General features: G+C 69.4%; 19 protein-coding genes. 14 read left to right on the top strand and 5 right to left on the bottom strand.

Features of this window, described 5'->3' with window-relative positions:
- Positions 1–4: 4 nt before the first annotated feature.
- On the bottom strand, positions 5–241 hold the full coding sequence (locus KILIM_RS06360; RefSeq protein ID WP_006591821.1) for an addiction module protein: 237 nt from the start codon (positions 239–241) through the stop codon (positions 5–7).
- Positions 242–364: 123 nt separating this feature from the next.
- Between KILIM_RS06360 and KILIM_RS06355 the strand changes: the two genes are divergently transcribed.
- Both KILIM_RS06355 and KILIM_RS06350 read left to right on the top strand, forming a co-directional pair.
- Complete coding sequence (locus KILIM_RS06355; protein ID WP_006591820.1) at positions 365–607, top strand: type II toxin-antitoxin system Phd/YefM family antitoxin; 243 nt, start codon at positions 365–367, stop codon at positions 605–607.
- Between the two features lie 5 nt (positions 608–612).
- Positions 613–987 (top strand): type II toxin-antitoxin system VapC family toxin, encoded by a 375-nt coding sequence (locus tag KILIM_RS06350; protein ID WP_217997064.1) that lies wholly within the window; start codon positions 613–615, stop codon positions 985–987.
- 122 nt (positions 988–1,109) lie between these two features.
- On the opposite strand, the gene KILIM_RS06345 is transcribed toward KILIM_RS06350, so the two are convergent.
- Positions 1,110–2,339, bottom strand: a complete 1,230-nt coding sequence (locus KILIM_RS06345; protein WP_006591818.1) for a TolB family protein — start codon at positions 2,337–2,339, stop codon at positions 1,110–1,112.
- Positions 2,332–2,829, bottom strand: coding sequence for an RNA polymerase sigma factor (locus KILIM_RS06340; RefSeq protein WP_006591817.1), 498 nt, complete (start codon positions 2,827–2,829; stop codon positions 2,332–2,334). Before KILIM_RS06340 ends, KILIM_RS06345 begins: the two co-directional genes overlap by 8 nt.
- Before the next feature lie 258 nt (positions 2,830–3,087).
- Here KILIM_RS06340 and KILIM_RS06335 point away from each other — a divergent pair, with 258 nt between their 5' ends.
- The 6 genes from KILIM_RS06335 to clpB all read left to right on the top strand — a co-directional run bounded on the left by KILIM_RS06335 (position 3,088) and on the right by clpB (position 10,423).
- Positions 3,088–3,675 (top strand): DUF1269 domain-containing protein, encoded by a 588-nt coding sequence (locus tag KILIM_RS06335; RefSeq protein ID WP_006591816.1) that lies wholly within the window; start codon positions 3,088–3,090, stop codon positions 3,673–3,675.
- A 330-nt stretch (positions 3,676–4,005) separates the two neighbouring features.
- Positions 4,006–5,919: a molecular chaperone DnaK gene (gene dnaK / locus KILIM_RS06330; protein ID WP_006591815.1), complete on the top strand. Its 1,914-nt coding sequence runs from the start codon at positions 4,006–4,008 to the stop codon at positions 5,917–5,919.
- Positions 5,916–6,458 (top strand): nucleotide exchange factor GrpE, encoded by a 543-nt coding sequence (locus KILIM_RS06325; protein ID WP_006591814.1) that lies wholly within the window; start codon positions 5,916–5,918, stop codon positions 6,456–6,458. Before dnaK ends, KILIM_RS06325 begins: the two co-directional genes overlap by 4 nt.
- A gap of 3 nt (positions 6,459–6,461) precedes the next feature.
- On the top strand, positions 6,462–7,460 hold the full coding sequence (locus tag KILIM_RS06320; RefSeq protein ID WP_006591813.1) for a DnaJ C-terminal domain-containing protein: 999 nt from the start codon (positions 6,462–6,464) through the stop codon (positions 7,458–7,460).
- On the top strand, positions 7,457–7,780 hold the full coding sequence (locus KILIM_RS06315; RefSeq protein WP_006591812.1) for a chaperone modulator CbpM: 324 nt from the start codon (positions 7,457–7,459) through the stop codon (positions 7,778–7,780). Before KILIM_RS06320 ends, KILIM_RS06315 begins: the two co-directional genes overlap by 4 nt.
- Before the next feature lie 9 nt (positions 7,781–7,789).
- Positions 7,790–10,423, top strand: a complete 2,634-nt coding sequence (gene clpB / locus KILIM_RS06310) for an ATP-dependent chaperone ClpB (protein WP_006591811.1) — start codon at positions 7,790–7,792, stop codon at positions 10,421–10,423.
- Here the strand turns inward: clpB and KILIM_RS06305 are convergent.
- Positions 10,387–11,703 carry a PucR family transcriptional regulator gene (locus KILIM_RS06305; protein WP_006591810.1) on the bottom strand — a complete coding sequence of 439 codons (1,317 nt, stop codon included), beginning with the start codon at positions 11,701–11,703 and terminating at the stop codon, positions 10,387–10,389. The two genes, clpB and KILIM_RS06305, sit on opposite strands and share 37 nt — an antisense overlap.
- Positions 11,704–11,958: 255 nt before the next feature.
- On the opposite strand from KILIM_RS06305, the gene KILIM_RS22140 reads away from it, so the two are divergent.
- The 3 genes from KILIM_RS22140 to KILIM_RS06290 all read left to right on the top strand — a co-directional run bounded on the left by KILIM_RS22140 (position 11,959) and on the right by KILIM_RS06290 (position 13,768).
- Positions 11,959–12,450, top strand: a complete 492-nt coding sequence (locus KILIM_RS22140) for a hypothetical protein (RefSeq protein ID WP_006591809.1) — start codon at positions 11,959–11,961, stop codon at positions 12,448–12,450.
- A 187-nt stretch (positions 12,451–12,637) separates the two neighbouring features.
- The gene (locus tag KILIM_RS06295) at positions 12,638–13,222 is read left to right on the top strand and encodes a DUF1269 domain-containing protein (RefSeq protein WP_006591808.1); all 585 of its coding nucleotides are present in this window, start codon (positions 12,638–12,640) and stop codon (positions 13,220–13,222) included.
- Between the two features lie 63 nt (positions 13,223–13,285).
- A complete protein-coding gene (locus tag KILIM_RS06290; RefSeq protein ID WP_373280982.1) occupies positions 13,286–13,768 on the top strand; it encodes an HAD family hydrolase in 483 nt (160 codons plus the stop codon).
- 9 nt (positions 13,769–13,777) lie between these two features.
- Here the strand turns inward: KILIM_RS06290 and KILIM_RS06285 are convergent, their stop codons facing one another.
- A complete protein-coding gene (locus tag KILIM_RS06285; protein WP_006591806.1) occupies positions 13,778–14,419 on the bottom strand; it encodes an HAD-IA family hydrolase in 642 nt (213 codons plus the stop codon).
- A gap of 93 nt (positions 14,420–14,512) precedes the next feature.
- On the opposite strand from KILIM_RS06285, the gene KILIM_RS06280 reads away from it, so the two are divergent.
- From KILIM_RS06280 to KILIM_RS06270, 3 genes are all read left to right on the top strand, one after another.
- Positions 14,513–15,091 carry an HhH-GPD-type base excision DNA repair protein gene (locus KILIM_RS06280; RefSeq protein ID WP_006591805.1) on the top strand — a complete coding sequence of 193 codons (579 nt, stop codon included), beginning with the start codon at positions 14,513–14,515 and terminating at the stop codon, positions 15,089–15,091.
- Between the two features lie 61 nt (positions 15,092–15,152).
- Entirely contained in the window at positions 15,153–17,069 is a 1,917-nt protein-coding gene (gene metG / locus KILIM_RS06275; protein ID WP_083875942.1) for a methionine--tRNA ligase, read from the top strand.
- A gap of 18 nt (positions 17,070–17,087) precedes the next feature.
- On the top strand, positions 17,088–17,987 hold the full coding sequence (locus KILIM_RS06270) for a TatD family hydrolase (protein ID WP_083875940.1): 900 nt from the start codon (positions 17,088–17,090) through the stop codon (positions 17,985–17,987).
- The last annotated feature ends 2 nt before the right edge of the window (positions 17,988–17,989 follow it).

Below are 17,989 nucleotides of genomic sequence, written 5' to 3'. Positions count from 1 at the left end.
AGGGTCATCCGGTGATCGAGGCACGCAAACGGGCGTAGTGCTCGTCAGCATCCACCAACTCGACGGCACCGGCGCGTACTTCGGCCAGTCGTCGGGTGGCCTCGGCCCGCCAGGCTGCATCGACTTCGTCCGTGTCACTTGCGTCATGGAGGCTGTCGAGCAGCAGATTGGCAACGACCGCGCGCTGATCAGCGTCGAGCGCGAGGCCGTCTCGGATCAAGGTCGCGGGGTCCATCGCCATGCCTCCCAGGGTACGACGAGGTGCTCGAACCGGCGCGGCTCTGATGGTCGTCAGGGCTGGCTACCTCCCGGGAGCGCGCGAGTTGACTAGACTAAACTAAGGGCGTTCGGCGATGATGGGTAGATGGTCATCGTCAACATCCATGAGGCGAAGACTCACCTGTCGCGACTGCTCGAGCGCGTGCGCGACGGTGAGGAGATCACGATCGCCAAGGCGGGTACGCCGATCGCCGATCTCGTGCCCCATCGCGCTGGGGGTGTCACGCTCGGCGTCGGGCGTGGTCGGATTCGGTACGACGACGAAACCTTCGATGTCGACAACGACGAGATCGCGGACCTCTTCGAGGGCGATGGCAGCGTCCTATGAACCGGGTGCTTCTGGACTCCCACGTCGTGCTGTGGGTTCTGGATGACTCGCCGAAACTGGGGTCGCAGACGCGCTCGATGCTGGCCATTGCCGAGGCCTACGTTTCGGCGGCGAGCGTCTGGGAACTGCACATCAAGGCCGAGCGAGGGCAGCTGGAGCTCCCTGAGGACTTTGTGGAATTGCTCGCCCAGGCAAAGTTGAAGCAGTTGCCCATCACGTGGGGTCAGGCGTCAGCGCTGGGTGAACCTGCCGTCCTCGAACACCGCGACCCCTTCGACCGGCTGCTTTATGCCCAGGCCGTGGTGGAGCAGATGCCGTTGGTGACCGCAGATCGTCGGTTACTCAAAGCGCCACGCGCCGTGCTCGACGCCCGACTGTGACGGACGGACGAACGTGACGGACGAACGTGACGGACGAACGTGACGGACGAACGTGACGGACGAACGTGGCGGATGTCTTCGTCACGGCTCGGACGAGAAATCACCGGGGGGAGTTCGGATCCTCAGGGCGCCGGGGCGTGCCACGGCTTGGACATCGCGAAGTGCCAGGTGCGGGCCAGGTCGGCGGCGACGTTGAGGAAGATCACGCCTGCGGAGGTGTCGGGCAAAAGGGCGACGACCGTGCGCTCTCCGGTGCTCAGGTCGAAGATGGACAGACCCATGGGGGCCTCGTCGTACGGCACTCCGGGGGTCGTTGCGGCCGTGGATAGGCACAGCATGCGGCGGTTGCTGAGCATCGCCAGTGGGGAGCAGTCGTAACCCGGTGACTCCACGACCTGCCGGGCGCCGGTGCGGACGTCGACGGTGGTGACCTTCAACTTTCCCTGGATCGGGTCGCCGGCAGGGTAATCGTCCCGCACGACGAGCAGTTCGCTCCCGTCAAGGCTCCAGATCGGGGTTCCGGGCAGGCCTTCCGTCAATCCCCGCCAACCTGCCCTCACGAACAGGGGCTGTCCCGTGCGCCGGTCGATGACGACGACGTCCTCGGGTTCTTGGGAGTTGAGCCCTGGCGCGACAGCCAGCGCGACTCCGTCAGGGGAGGGCGCGATCGCCCACGTGCGACTAAGGCTCGGGACCTGGCGCCGGCCGGCCGGGCTCACCTCGTAGACCGATTCGGCCCGACCTACGCGGAGCGTGACATACGCCAGTTGCGAATCGGGCGACCACGCCATAACCGTCAACGAGGTGTCCCCCCGGGGGATCAGCTCCGGGAAGGGGATCTCGACGTGCTCGCCGGTCGTCAGGTCGTCGAGCCGCACACCCTCGTCGGTGCGCGACGCCAGGTGGAGCCCATCGGGGGAAACGACGCTGGCGTCGGGGGTGCCAGCGCCGGTGAGGTAGCGCATCGTGCTCAGGTCGGATCCGAGTAGCGCCTGCCGCGGAGGGTCGAGCGGCCCCCAGCCATGGTCGGTGTGGAACCGCCAGGTCATCGCGACGCCGGGCAGCGGGCTCCACGATTGCGGCAGCCGCCACTGTCGGTAGCCGGGGAGCTCGGCGGGCAGCGTCGGTCCGTTCGAGCTGGCCGGCATGTCGCGCACGGGCCTGCTGCTGCCGATCGCGACCACCAGGAGCAGCAACGCGACTGCGGCCGCGACCCCGGCGAGCATCGCTCGTCGTCGGCCTCGGCGCTCTCGCCGGGGCGGCTCGCCGGAGTCCGGCGGTACGTCGATGGTGTCGATGAGGCCCAGGACCGCGGCGCGGACCCGTGCCTCCTGCTCACGGGGCTCAGTCATCGAGGGCCTCCTCCAGCTCACGCATCGCCCGGGACAGGCGCGACTTCACGGTGCCGAGCGGCACCTGCAACGTTCGGGCGGTTTCGGCCTCGGAGAGGTCGAGGTAGAAGCGGCAGAACACGACGGCCCGCCGCTGCGGAGAGAGCTTGGCCACCGCCTGCCGCACGTTCACCAACTGAGGCACATCGACCGCGGCGACCGACCCGCCTCCGGTCTGGGACTGCAGGTACCGGCGGGCGACGATCCGCCGCCGCACCCACGACACCGAGCGCCGGCCGACCGCCGACCGCAGCCACGCGGCGGGCGACTGAACGTTCTCCCAGACCTCGTGGAGGTCGGCGAAGGCGTCATGCACCAGCTCGACCGCGGCGCCCACGTCGCCGGTGACGAACGCCGCGAAGCGCACCAAGTCGTCGCGCTCGCTGCGGTACACCGCCGACAGCGGCGACTCCTCATCCGGCTCCGCCAACACCTCTGCCCCCGCGTTCACGCCACTGCCCCCGTGTTCACACCCTCATGTCGCGCGGACCCAGCGATAGGTTCCCACTGCATCGTGTCAGCTCGACGGCACCGACGAGGCGTGCGCTGTGGGGCGCCACAGCCTTGGCTGCCCGTCCGAACAGTCCGCAACCGGTCCCACTCCAGTGCGTCCCAAATAGGCCTAGCGTGACGGACGGGCCGGCGCTGCCACGCCAGCCCCGCCTGATGTGCTGACCGTTCGATGACATGGAATTGACAAGGAATCCTGATGACCACCTCCGTCGTCCTCATGACCTTCCCGACCAACAGCCAGACCTACGAAGCGTTCACCAAGTTGAAGAACGTCGACGTCGAAATCGACGACGCAGTCCTCGTGGAGCGTGACGCGGACGGCCGCCTGACCGTGCCCGAGGGGGCCGACTCACAATGGGGCAGTGGCATGCTCGGCGGCTCCCTCATCGGGATGCTCGTCGGCGTGCTCGGTGGCCCCATTGGCGTGCTGCTCGGTTGGACGGCCGGCACCGCCGCCGGCGCGCTCGTCGACGCCGACCGATTCGACAGCGACCGTCAACTCGTCACCGAGATGGCCGCTGACGTGGCGGCCGGAAGCACGGCGATCATCGCGGAGGTTAGCGCCGACTCACCCGCGACGCTCGATGAGTTCGTCGCCGGCTTCGACGGCACCATCCGTCGCTTCCCTCGCGAGCAGGTGCTGGCGGAGCTCGAGGCGCAGCAGCAGGCCGCGGAACACGCCGCCAAGGCAGCCCGCGAAACGCTGCGTGAGCAGCACCGCGCGGAGTTCAAGGAGAAGTTCCACGAGCGGCTGCAGGCCCTCAGGGAGCGCTTCCACCGCTGAGCCCACCCCGACCGCACTCCGCCGCTGACGTTGCGCCATCCCGCGGCCACCATCGCGCGCAAGCCGCTGCAGTCGGAGGCGAGGCGTTGTTGTCGGGCGCCACGCCTCCGACTGTCGGCTTCGACAGTTCTGTGATCTGCGTCTCCCGCGGGCCGGGAGTCGCGCGTAGCGTCCGAGTGGACACCCGCCCCACGTGCTCATCGCGAGCGCCCCGGCAGCCTGGGTGCCACACCTCCTGACAATCCGCACAATCCGCGTCCCGCGCACCCGTACCAGCTACGCAGGTGCCGTGCCGCCGGAATCCGCACCCGCGCACCTAGGAGAGACGCCATGGCCAAGGCAGTAGGAATCGACCTCGGGACTACCAACTCCGTCATCGCAACGATGGAGGGCGGGCACCCGGTCGTCATCCCCAACAGCGAGGGTTCGCGCACGACGCCCTCGGTCGTCGCGTTCACCGACGCCGGCGAGCGCCTCGTCGGCCAACTCGCTCGCCGCCAGGCCATCCTCAACCCCAAGGGCACCGTCTCCTCCGCCAAGCGCTTCATGGGTCGGCGAGGCAACGAGGTCGACTCGGAGCAAAAGGCGGTCTCCTTCGACATCGTCGACGGACCCGACGGCGCGGTGCGATTCACAGTCAACGGCAAGCAGCAGAGCCCGGAGGAGATCTCCGCGCTCATCCTGCGCAAGCTCGTCGAAGATGCCGGAAAGTACTTGGGGGAGAAGGTGACCGAGGCGGTCATCACCGTCCCCGCCTACTTCAACGACGCCCAACGCCAGGCCACTAAGGACGCCGGCCGGATTGCCGGCCTCGAGGTGCTGCGAATCGTCAACGAGCCGACCGCGGCCGCGCTGGCCTACGGCCTGGAGAAGCAGAAGAACGAGACGGTGCTCGTCTTCGACCTCGGTGGCGGCACCTTCGACGTCAGCATTCTGACCGTCGGTGACGGCGTCGTCGAGGTTATGTCGACCTCCGGTGACGGGCACCTCGGCGGCGACGACTTCGACCGGCGCCTCGTCGATTACTTGGCCGACCAGTTCCAGAAGGACGAGGGCGTCGATCTGCGCGACGACCCGCAGGCCCTGCAGCGGCTCTTCGAGGCCGCCGAAAAGGCGAAGGTCGAGCTGTCGAATGTCACCCAGACGCAGGTAAACCTGCCGTTCATCACGGCCACCGCGTCCGGTCCCAAGCACCTGGTCGTCACCGTTATGCGCTCCACCTTTGACGAGATCACCCACGACCTCGTCGAGCGCACCCGCGGGCCGGTGCAGCAGGCAATGGCCGACGCCAAGGTCACGGCGAACGACATTGACGAGGTGATCCTCGTCGGCGGGTCGACCCGCATCCCCGCGGTGCAGGCCGAGGTGCGGCGCTTGACCGGCGGCAAAGACCCGAACATGACGGTCAACCCCGACGAGGTTGTCGCCATCGGCGCAGCCACTCAGGCCGCCATCATCAAGGGCGAGATCAAAGACGTGCTGCTGCTCGACGTCACCCCGCTTTCCCTGGGCGTGGAGACCCTCGGCGGCATGATGACGAAGACCATCGAGCGCAACACGACGATCCCGGCGCGCCGCACCGAGACGTTCAGTACCGCCGACGACAACCAGGAGGCCGTCGACATCGTCGTGCTCCAGGGCGAGCGCGAGCGGGCGGCCGACAACCGGGTGCTCGGCCGCTTCCAACTCACTGGCATCCGCCCCGCTCCGCGCGGCGAGCCCCAGATCGAGGTCACCTTCGACGTCGACGCCAACGGCATCCTCAACGTCTCGGCCAAGGACAAGGGCACCGGCGCCGAACAGACGATCACCATCACCGAAAGCGCCACCCTTGAGGCTGACGAGGTCGAGCGCATGGTCAAGGATGCCGAGTCGCACCGCGCCGAGGACTCTAAGTTGCGGCAGGCTGCCGACGCCCGCAACGAGCTGGACAGCATCGCTTACCAGGTCGACCGGCAGCTGAACGAACTCGGCGACGCGGTGCCGGCGCACGAACGGTCCCGCGCCGAGATGCTCGTCGCCGACGCGCGCAAGGCCGTCAAGGAGTCCGCCGACCTCGACACCGTTCGTCCCCTGACCCAGGAGTTGCAGGGCATCTTCCACGGTCTGGCCAGCCATAGCGCAGCAGCCGCCGCAGGCGGTCCGGGGACCGGCAGCGCGGGGGCCCCGGGTGCCTCGGGTGCGTCCTCGGGCGCGTCGGATGACGACGACGTCATCGACGCCGACTTCACGGTGAAGGAGTGAGCGCGGAGCAGGGCGCGGGTCCCTCCACCTCGGCCGAGGAGTCTGACCAGGCCCAGGCGGCGTCGGGGCCCCCGGCGCAGGCACCCGACCCGCCGCCCCCCACGTGGGCGCAGGTGCACGAGGCCGAGGATCGTCTCCGGCGCGCCCTCGCCGACCTAGACAACGTGCGCAAGCGCGCGGTGCGCGAGCGCGAACTGGAGCGCGCGGCGATGCGCTCCCAGGCGGCGCAGACGTGGCTGCCGGTGATCGACAACCTCGGGCTGGCGATCGAGCACGCCACCGGCGACCCGGCCGCCCTCGTTGAGGGCCTGAAGGCGGTGTATCAGCAGGCCGGCGCGGCCATGGCGCAGCTGGGCTATCCGGCGCTGGAGGCGATGGGGCAGCCGTTCGATCCGACGGTCCACGAGGCCTTCGGGTCGGTCCCGAACGCCGAGGCAGCCGGCACGGTGGTGCACGTCGCCCGCCCCGGCTACGGCACGGCGGAGGCGTTGCTGCGGCCCGCCGGCGTCATCGTCGCCACGGCCCCCCAGGAGCAGTGAGCGATGGCCGAAAAGGACTTTTACGCGGACCTGGGTGTTGCGCGCGACGCCAGCCAGGACGAGATTCAGCGCGCCTATCGCAAGCTGGCGCGCACGTACCATCCGGACGTCAATAAGGACCCCGGGGCGGAGGCGAAGTTCAAGGAAGTCTCCGAGGCCTACGACGTGCTCTCCGACCCGCAGACCCGCAAGAAGTACGACGCGTTCGGGGCTGATTTCCGGCACGTGCCCGACGGGGTCGACCCCCAGGCGTGGGCCCGCGCCCAGCGCGGTGGGCAAGACCCCTTCGGCGGCGGCTACGGCGGCGGAGATCCGTTCGGGGGGAGCTACTCCTACTCCGGTGGGGGCCCGAAGGGCGGCTGGACCAGCGCCGAAGACATCGACCTCGACGACCTGCTCGGCGGCATGTTCGGCGGGCGCGCCGGGCGCGGCGGCCGCAGTTGGGGCGGTGGTCCGGTGCCAGGTGCCGACCAGGAGGTCGAGTTCGAGTTGCCGTTCGCCGACGCCTACGCCGGTACCCGCCGCAGCATCGAGATCTCCGGGGCCGGTGGCTCCCGCACGGTCGAGGTGAACATTCCGGCGGGCGTGACCGACGGTCAGCGGGTGCGGATCGCCGGGCAAGGCGGGCGCGGCAGCGGCGGAGGACCCGCCGGCGACCTGTATCTCATCGTGCGGCTGGCGCCCGACCCGCGCTACCGCGTCGAGGGCAAGGACATCCACGTCACCCTGCCGATCTCGGCATCTGAAGCGGCGTTGGGGGCCCAGGTCGCGCTCGACACCCCGGGAGGGTCGGCGACCGTGCGCATCCCCGCCGGGAGTTCCAGCGGCCGCAAGCTGCGGTTGAAGGGTCGCGGGATGCCCTCCACCCGTGGTGTCGCCGGCGACCTGTACGCCCAGCTGCGCATCGTGATGCCCAAGGACATCTCGCCCGAGGCCAAGGCGCTCTACGAGCAGCTCGCCGCTGCCTCCGACTTCGACCCTCGAGCCAGGAGCGTCGCATGACCACCGCACTCGCCCGCCCGCTGGCCATGGATCTGGAGACGTTCGCCCGGGTCGTGCGGCTGCACCCCGACGGGGTGCGCCGCCTGTGCGCCCTCGGGCTGCTCGAACCGCTCGGGCGCGACGCTGCCGGTGGCCTGTGGTTCGGGTTCCACCACGTCACGGCCGTCGCCCGAATCCAGCGGCTGCGGGCCTCGTTCTCCATCAACTACGCCGCGCTCGGCCTCGTCATCGACCTGCTCGACCGCGTCGCCGAACTCGAGGCCGCCCAGGCCACCCAAGCCGGACACCCGCCTCGGCGCGACGCCGGGACCAGCGACTAGGAGAGGGACATGGACCTGAACCGCCTGACACAGAAGTCGCAGGAGGCGCTGCACGACGCCCAGACCAAGGCGCTTCGCTTCGGCCACCAGGAGATCGACGGCGAGCACCTGCTGCTCGCCCTGCTCGACCAAGGCGACGGGCTCGTGCCGCGGCTGTTGCAGACCGCCGGCACCGACGTCGACCGGCTACGCACCTCCCTCGAGGACGACCTCAAACGGCGACCCAGCGTCTCCGGGCCGGGCGCCTCACCCGGGCAGGTGCACGTCACCCAGCGGCTGTCGCGGCTGTTGGACGACGCGGACGCCGAGGCGAAACGGCTCAAGGACGAATACGTCTCCGTCGAGCACCTGGTGGCGGCGCTGCTCGCCGAAGGCAGCGCGAGTGCCGCCGGGCGGCGCCTGGCCGAACAGGGCGTCAGTCGCGACACCTTCCTGCAGGCGTTGACGCAGATCCGCGGCAACCAGCGGGTCACCTCCGCGATGCCCGAAGTGACGTATGAGGCTTTGGAGAAGTACGGGCGCGACCTCGTCGCCGACGCCCGGTCGGACAAACTCGACCCGGTCATCGGGCGCGACTCCGAGATCCGTCGCACGATCCAGATCCTGTCGCGCAAATCCAAGAACAACCCGGTGCTCATCGGTGAGCCGGGCGTCGGCAAGACCGCGATCGTCGAAGGCCTGGCACAGCGAATCGCCCACGGCGATGTGCCCGAGGGGTTGCGCGACAAGGTCGTCTTCGCCCTCGACATGGGGGCTCTCGTCGCGGGCGCCAAGTACCGCGGCGAGTTCGAGGAGCGGCTCAAGGCCGTGCTCAACGAGGTGTCCGCTGCGCAGGGTCGCATCCTGCTGTTCGTCGACGAACTGCACACCGTTGTGGGCGCAGGTTCGGGCGGCGAGGGCGCGATGGACGCCGGCAACATGCTCAAGCCGATGCTCGCCCGCGGCGAACTGCACATGATCGGTGCGACGACCCTCAACGAGTACCGAAAGTACATCGAGAAGGACGCCGCCCTCGAGCGACGCTTCCAACCGGTCATGGTGTCCGAGCCGACCGTCGAAGACGCGATTTCCATCCTGCGTGGCCTGCGTGAGCGGCTCGAGGTGTTCCACGGTGTCAAGATTCTGGACAGCGCGCTGGTCGCGGCCGTCGTGCTCAGCGACCGGTATATCGCCGACCGATTCCTGCCCGACAAGGCCATCGACCTCGTCGACGAGGGGTGCGCCGTGCTGCGCACCGAGATCGACTCGATGCCGGCCGAACTCGACGAGCTCATCCGCCGGTTGCGGCGGTTGGAGATCGAGGAGGCCGCGCTGGCCAAGGAGGAGGACGCCGCAAGCCACGCTCGGTTGGAGGAGTTGCGCCGCGAGCTTGCCGACCTGCGCTCGGAATCCGATGCGACCCGCGCCCAATGGGAGGCCGAGCGGCAGGCACTGCGGCGGGTGCAGGCGTTGCGCGCTCAGATCGAACAGGTGCGCTTGGAGAGCGACCAGGCCGAGCGCAACTACGACCTGAACCGCGCCGCCGAACTGCGGCACGGCACCCTGCCCGAGCTGACCCGCAAACTGGAGGGCGAGGAGGAGAAGCTCGCCGGCAAGCAGCACGGCAACAAGCTGCTGCGCGAGGTCGTCACCGAAGACGAGATCGCCACCATCGTCGCCCGGTGGACCGGCATCCCCGTGAGCCGGCTGCAGGAGGGCGAGCGGGCCAAGCTGCTGCGGCTGGACGAGATCCTTCACGAACGGGTCGTGGGGCAGGACGAGGCGGTGCAGCTGGTCGCCGACGCCATCATCCGGGCCCGTTCGGGCGTCAAAGACCCGCGCCGCCCCATCGGCTCGTTCCTGTTTCTGGGGCCCACGGGCGTCGGCAAGACCGAACTGGCCAAGACCCTGGCCCAGGCGCTCTTCGACAGCGGCGACAACGTCGTACGCATCGACATGAGCGAGTACCAGGAGCGGCACACGGTGAGCCGGCTCATCGGCGCCCCGCCCGGATACGTCGGCTACGAGGAAGGCGGTCAGCTGACGGAGGCGGTGCGCCGAAAGCCATACTCGGTGGTGCTCTTCGACGAGATCGAGAAGGCACACCCCGACGTCTTCAACACCCTGCTGCAGGTACTCGACGACGGGCGGCTCACCGACTCCCAGGGGCGCACCGTCGACTTCCGAAACACGGTCATCATCATGACCTCCAACATCGGCTCGCAGTTCCTGCTCGACGGTGTCAAGGACGGGGAGATCACACAGGAGGCGCGTGACCACGTCAACGCGGCGCTGCGGGCGCACTTCCGGCCCGAGTTCCTCAATCGGATCGACGAGATCATCCTCTTCCGCCCCTTGTCCCAGGGGCAGATCGAGCGGATCGTCGACCTCATGCTCGACGATCTGCGCGAGCGGCTCGCCGACCGCCGGATGACCCTGGAGGTCACGCCGGCCGCCGAGGAGTTCATCGCGGAGGAGGGCTTCGACCCGGTCTACGGGGCGCGGCCGCTGCGCCGGTTCATCTCCCGCGAGGTGGAAACGCGGGTTGGGCGGGCACTCATCGGCGGCGACGTGCTCGACGGCGCCACCGTGCACATCGACTACGCCGACGGCGACCTGTCCGTCACCTACGGCAACCCGCCCACCACCGGAGAGGCCGCGTAAGGCCTGCGCGGCCGGCGCCCTCGGCCCTCGTCGGGCAGCACCCGCAGCGCGACGAGGGCCGAGGCCAATTCGGTGAGCTGCATTGGGTCCCGCGTCGAACGCTGCGTGAGTTCTTCGATGCGCCGGAGCCGGTAGCGGACCGTGTTGGCGTGGCAGTGCAGGGTGCGTCCGGTCAGGTCGGCGGAGGCGTCATGCTGAAGGTAGGCGTCCAGTGTCTCCAGCAGCAGAACCCGGTCGTCCTTGGGCAGTTCGAGCAGGCTGCCGAGCACGGTGTCGGCCAGTCGGCGCGCCTCGAGCGGGGAGCACGCCAGCATCGCCGCCAACGGATCGGTCGGGAAGGTGCGCACCTCGATGGTCCGCGCCGGGATGCCGCTCAGCACGATGCGTGCCAGGTGCAGGGCGCGAGGTCTGTCGGCCAGCGCCCGGAACGGCGGGCTCACTCCGACGCGGGCCAGCGCGACCTCCTGGAGGGCTGACAACACCAGCTCCTCCTGGCCCGACGCGGGCGCGACGATGCCCAGTTGGAGTGCGGGCGTCAGCCGCCAGGCCGACGACACACCCATCGCGGCCAGCCGCGCCTCGATGCCTGGCAGGCTTTCCTCGGCCAGGGCGCAGGTCTCAGCCGCCACGACGAGATTGTTGGCATCGGGCGGCAAGCCCAGCAGGCGGGCGGTTTCCCAGGGGCCGGTCTGGGGGCTGTTCTCGCCGGAGAACAAGGCCTCGACCAGGGCGCCGCGGCGGCGGTGTTGCACGGCGAGCAGTTCCATGGTCTGCGCCCGGTACGCCTCGGTGAGCAGCCCGGCGTGGTCGTCGGAGAGAGTCCACAGGCGGGTGGCCGCAGCCAGCAGGGTGTGCTCGCTGAACTCGGGATCCGTCTGGGCATGGCGGGACAGCAGATCCCACAAGCCCATGAAGGTCAGGCGGTAGGCCCGTAGCACCTCCGGCAGCGGCATGCCCTGCACCGCCCGTCGTCGACCGGTGTCGGCAGGAACCGTCGGGTCGGAGACGGCGCTCGGGTCTGCCAGCGCGTCGATCATGAACCGCAGATTGCGGGCGATCGAGCGGCGCAGATCGTCGACGGGCACGATCGTCTCGTCGCGATAGGCCTCCATGCCGGCCAGCACCTGGGCGTAGATCTCATCGGCGAGTCGCTCCGCCTGCGGCTTGGCCCACGCGGCCAGCCGGACCAGCTCCGATGTCGTTTTCGCGTCCATCGGCGGTTGCTGGTCCCGCTGCAACGCGGGCCCGGTGTCATCGTGGTCGGCGCCCCGCGCGCTCATGCTCTTCGTGCCCCTGCAGCGACCGCAGAGTCACTGCTGGCTCCCCTGTGCCTCATGCCGATCCATGTTTCCACCGGCAGGTGTCTGCGCGCCTCCCGAAGCGGCCAACGCTCCTTGTGCGGTGCGACAACGGGCGATCGTCGGCGGGCGTGCCGATCGGCACAATCCCGCTTGTGAGACCGGACAGGATCCTGCAGCGACCGTAGCCCGCCGCCTGCGCCGTGCCTCGGGTCGACGGTGAGGCGGAGGTGAACCATGAGCCAGTCCCCGTTCTTCGACCACATCTTGCGACACCACTTCGCATCGATCGAGCAGCCCGTCGCGCGATTGCCCTGGGCCGCGGTGGAGGTGCTTCTCGTCGATGATGGGCACCGTCGAGTGGCGTTGGGGCGGCGCATGGCGCGCGCCTGTAGTCACCCGCAAACGTCCGTCGGGTACTCCGTTGCACAGGTCGTCCTCGTCGAGGATCACCTGCTGGTGACCGGCGACGGGCTGCTCTACCTAGCGCGGCTGCGAGACGCGGGCGACGCGGCTGAGTCTGCAGCCGCCGACCAGGAGAGTTACTACGTGGCCACCCCTGCGCGGATGTTCGACCTGTTCGTCGATTACAGCCGCGCGATGACGCGTCAGGTGGACTGCGCGGTGACCATCGACTGCCGACTCGATCACGAGCTGGACTACTCCTGGCCGATCGACACCGGCCTGCGCCGCGAACTGGGCGCTCACGAGGTGATGGTCGCGCGCTGAGCCTCGATGCCACCATGCGCGCTGCCGGTCGACGCCGCGATTGACGCCAAGGCGGATGCCTGACCTCCCGCACCACGACACCCACGACACCCACGACAGATGCGACCAAAAGACTTGCCAGGTGTGCTGGCAGACGGGCCCACGGAACCGCCATGCGCCCGAACCAACCCCGAACGGAGAGAAAGCCATGACCGAACGGAACCTTGAGTTGTACGTGGCGAGCTACCCCGACGCATCCTCGGCCAAGGAGGACTTCGACGCCCTCAAAGCGGCCCGCGACGAGGGTGACGTGAAGATTCTGACGTCAGCGATCATCGACCGCGACGACGACGGCAAGGTCGACGTCAAGGAGCACGTCGCCCACAGCGGCCTGAAGGCTGTCGGCTGGGGCGCCCTCGGTGGCCTGCTCGTCGGCTTGTTCGCGCCGGAGGTACTCATCGCTACCGCCGCCGGCACGGTCATCGCGACCACCGCCGCCGGCACCGAGGTCGCCGCTGGATTGGCCGGTGCAGGGGCCGGCGGAATCCTGCACGAGATCAAGAAGCACCACGACGAGAAGAAGCTGGAGAAGGAGTTCGAGGAGTACCTGCCGAGCGGCTCCTCCGCGATCCTCGCCCTGGTCGACGACGAGGTCGCCGACCGGATCGACAAGATCCTCGAGCGCGCCGACAAGCGCGTCACCCGGGCCATCGACCACGACGACTACAGCAAGCTCGTCAAGGCCCTCAACGACGCCGGCTACGACATCGAGGACGAGCTGGCCAGCGACTGACGCTCGCCATTGCTGGTCTCGATCGACTGTGCCTCTCATGCACGAGGGGCACAGTCAATTGTCGTGACCATGGCCGCCTCCGTGCCGAACTGGCCGGCGTTCGAGGACTCCGCGGACGCGTTGGAGCGGCTGCGGCGGCACTACGACCTCGTCATCCTGTCCAACGTCAACCGCGACGGATTCGCCACTAGCAACCGGCACCTCGGGCAGGGCGACTTTCAGTGGATCATCACCGCCGAAGATGTCGGTGCCTACAAGCCCGCCGACCCGCACTTCGACGAGTTGGCGCGGCGGCTCGCCGACGCCGACCTGGGAGCCGGCGACCTGCTGCACGTCGCGCAGAGCCTCTTCCACGATCACGTGCCCGCGCAGCGACACGGCCTCGACTCCGTGTGGATCAACCGGCGGCACGCGCGGCCCGGCTGGGGCGCCACGCCCGAGCCCGCCGGGGAGTTCGGCTACGACCTGGAGTTCGAGTCCATGGCCGCCTTCGCCGATGCCGTCGACGAGGCGTTCGCGGGAGTAGGAGTACTCGAGAGGAGGTAAACAGGCGGGTCAGGCGGAGGGCGCGAGCAGGTCGGCCAGTTCGCCGAGGTGCTCGACGCGCAGGTCGGCCTCGTCGTGACGCACGCCGGCCACGCGGGCCCCCGCGGCGCGGCCGGCTGCGACGCCCGAGTCGCTGTCCTCGACGACGAGGCAGCGGGTCAGCGGCACCCCGATCCGCTCCGAGCCCAGCTCGTAGATCTGCGGATGAGGCTTGCCGACCGGCACCTCGTCGACCGTGACGAGCAGCGGCGGGGTGATGCCCGCCGCCCCGAGGCGCGCCACCGCGAGGTCGTGATCGGCATTGGTGACGACACCCCACGGCACGCCGAGGTCGGCGAGCGTGTCGAGCAGCTTCAGCGCGCCGGGCGCCGCCACGACATCCGCGACATCGGCCGTCTCGCGGCGCATGTTCTCCTGCGTCTGCGCCTCGATGACCTCGTCGGCCAGGTCCGGGCGGAACCGCCGCATCGTCGCCTGCGGCGTCGCCCCATGACAGGCCGCCACCACGGCCTCCGGGTCGACGTCGTGCGACGTGGCCCAGTCGCGCCAGATGCGCTCGACGGCCGCGTCGGAATCCACGAGCGTGCCGTCCATGTCGAGCAGCACCGCCTCGACGGGCGCGCTGAGCAGTACGTCCGAAGCCTGATTCATGTGCCGCCATCCTCCTGTTGACCAGTGTCGAATCGATTCGATTTCCTGAGCGCTACCGTACAACGAACCCGAGCCGCCGCGTAAGGTGCGGCCATGACCTTGCGCACGATCCGCATCGCCCAGGACGAGGCCGCCGACGAGGTGCTCTCCACCGACGACTTCGGGCTACTGACGGGCATGCTGCTCGATCAGCAGTTCCCCATGGAGCGCGCGTTCGCGGGGCCCGCCAAGATCCTGGAACGCTTCGGCACCCTCGACCCGGCCAAGATCGCAGCGGCCGAGCCGGAGGCGTTCGCCGACCTGTGCGCCACGCCTCCCGCGATCCACCGGTACGGCCGGTCGATGGCCGGGCGAATCCAGCAGCTCGCCCAGGTCATCGTCGAGCAGTATGACGGACGAACCGCGGCGCTCTGGGAGACCGCCGACTCGACCTCCGAGCTGCTCAAACGCCTCAAGGCACTGCCCGGATTCGGCGACCAGAAGGCCCGCATCTTCGCCGCCGTGCTCGGCAAGCAACTCGACGTCACCCACGACGGCTGGCGCGCGACGATCGGCCCCTACGCCGACGAGGGCGCCACCCGCTCCGTCGCCGACGTCGTCGACCCCGCCAGCCTGCAGGCCGTGCGCGAGTTCAAGCAGGCCGCCAAGGCGAAAGCCAAGTCCGGAGGCTGAGCGCGACCGCGTCGTCGGCCCGTCGTCGACGGCTTGGAGCCCGCAACTAGACTCGGGCGCCATGAGCAAGGTCCTGTCCGCCGTCGCCTGGCCGTACGCAAACGGCCCACGTCACATCGGCCACGTCGCCGGTTTCGGCGTGCCCTCCGACGTCTTCAGCCGGTACATGCGGATGGCGGGGCACGACGTGCTCATGGTCAGCGGCACCGACGAGCACGGCACCCCGATCCTCGTCGCCGCCGACGCCGCCGGGGTCACCCCGCAGGCGCTCGCCGACATCAACAACCGGATCATCGTCGAGGACCTCGTCGCGCTCGGCCTCTCCTACGACCTGTTCACCCGCACGACCACCCGCAACCACTACGCGGTCGTGCAGGAGCTGTTTCGGGTCGTGCACGCCAACGGCTACATGATCGAGCAGGCCACGCACGGGGCCATCAGCCCCAGCACCGGGCGCACCCTGCCCGACCGCTACATCGAGGGCACCTGCCCGATCTGCGGATTCCCCGACGCCCGCGGCGACCAGTGCGACAACTGCGGCAACCAGCTCGACCCCACCGACCTCATCAACCCGCGCTCCAAGATCAACGGCGAGGCCCCGCAGTTCGTCGAGAGCCAGCACTTCTTCCTCGACCTGCCCGCGCTCGCCGACGCGCTCGGGGAGTTCATCGCCGACCGCGAGGCGTCGGGGCTGTGGCGACCCAACGTCATCCGGTTCAGCAAGGGCCTGCTTACCGACATGAAGCCGCGGGCGATGACCCGCGACATCGACTGGGGCATCCCGATCCCGCTCGACGGCTGGCGCGAGCAGCCGAGCAAGCGGCTCTACGTGTGGTTCGACGCGGTCATCGGCTACCTGTCGGCCTCCATCGAATGGGCCCGTCGCATCGGGGACCCCGACCGCTGGCGCGAGTGGTGGAACGACCCGGCGACCCTGTCGTACTACTTCCAGGGCAAAGACAACATCACCTTCCACTCCCAGATCTGGCCCGCCGAGCTGCTCGGTTACGCCGGCGGGGGCGACAAAGGCGGCGAGCCGGGCCAATATGGGCGCCTCGAGCTGCCGACGGAGGTCGTGGCGAGCGAGTTCATGACGATGGAGGGCAAGCAGTTCTCCTCCAGCCGCGGCGTCGTCATCTACGTGCGCGACATGCTCAGCCGCTACCAACCTGACGCGCTGCGGTACTTCATCTGCGCCGCCGGGCCCGAGAGTAGCGACTCCGACTTCACGTGGGCCGAGTTCGTGCAGCGCACCAACTCCGAGCTCGTCGCCGGCTGGGGCAACCTGGTCAACCGCACGGCCAGCATGATCGCCAAGAACTTCGGCGAGATCCCGCCCGCGGGGCCGCTGGAGGCCATCGACGAGGAGATCCTCGCCGCGGTCACCGCAGGATTCGGCACCGTCGGGGGCCTCATCGAGCGGCACCGGCAGCGGGCGGCCATCGCGGAGGCGATGCGGCTGGTCGGCGAGGTCAACGCCTACGTCTCGCGCACCGAGCCGTTCAAGCTCAAGGGCGAGGATCAGCGGGAGCGCCTCGGCACCATCCTGCACACGCTCGCGCAGTGCGTATCCGACCTCAACGTCATGCTCAGCCCGTTCCTGCCGCACAGCTCGAACGCGGTCGACGCGGTGCTCGGCGGCGACGGCACGCTGACGCCGATGCCGCGGCTGGACGAGGTCACCGACTTCGACGACGCCCTGGAGGGGCTGCCGGAGGCCGTGCCGCCCGTGCGCAGTTACCCCGTGATCACCGGTGACTACTCCGGCTTCCCGCAGTGGGGGCCGCGGCCGGTCGTCGCCGGTACGCCGATCGCCAAGCCGACGCCCGTGTTCACCAAGCTCGACCCGAGCGTCGTCGCCGACGAGTTGGAGCGGTTGGCTCCGCCGGAGGAGTCGGCTGAGTCGGAGGCCGTCGTTGTGGAGGCCGCCGTTGTGCAGGCCGCCGAGTCGGCCGCGCGGCAGCAGGGACAGTCGTGAGGTCGGGCGGCAGCTGTGATGAGTGACCCGGAGGGGGCGGGGCAGGCCGCTGCGTCCCCGTCCCCGTCCGCGTCCGGTCACCGGTCGCCGCAGGCCGCCCCGCCCGCCCCACATCCGCTGCCGCTGCCGGTCGTCGACAACCATTGCCACCTGGACATGGGCCGTGACGGCGCGGACCGACCGGATCTCGCCGACACGCTCGCGGCGGCTGCGACGGTCGGGGTCGACCGGGTCGTGCAGATCGGCTGCGAACTCGAGTCGGCGCGTTGGACCGCGCAGGTCGTCACGCAGCATCCGGGCCTGGTCGGGGGAGTGGCGCTGCACCCGAACGAGGCGCCGCGGCTGGCCGCCGACGGGCTGCTCGACGACGCGCTGAGCGAGATCGAGGCGCTGGCCGGGGGGCCCCGCATCCGGGTCGTGGGGGAGACCGGGCTCGACTATTACCGCACCGGGCCGGAGGGTCGGGCCGCGCAGCACGAGTCGTTTCGGGCGCACATCGAGATGGCCAAGCGCCTGGACCGCACGCTGCAGATCCACGACCGCGACTCCCACGACGATGTGCTCGCGACCCTCGCCGACGTCGGCGCCCCGGAGCGGACCGTCATGCACTGCTTCTCCGGCGACATCGACATGGCCACCGAGTGTGTGCGCCGCGGGTATCACCTGTCGTTCGCCGGCACGGTGACCTTCAAGAACGCCCGCGCGCTGCGCAACGCCCTCTCGGTGGTGCCGCTGGAGTTGCTGCTCGTGGAGACCGACGCCCCGTACCTCACGCCCTCGCCGCACCGGGGTGCCACGAACGCGCCCTACCTCATTCCGTTGACCGTCCGGGCCATGGCCGACGTGCTCAATGTCGCCGTCCCCACCCTGTGCGCAGCCCTGTCTGCGAACTCCGAGCGGCTCTACGGGCCCTGGTGAGG

Source organism: Kineosphaera limosa NBRC 100340 (genome assembly GCF_000298215.1).
GTDB classification, from domain to species: Bacteria; Actinomycetota; Actinomycetes; order Actinomycetales; family Dermatophilaceae; genus Kineosphaera; species Kineosphaera limosa.
Note: the sequence above shows the minus strand (reverse complement) of the source record. Positions and strands in the feature narration are given on the sequence as shown.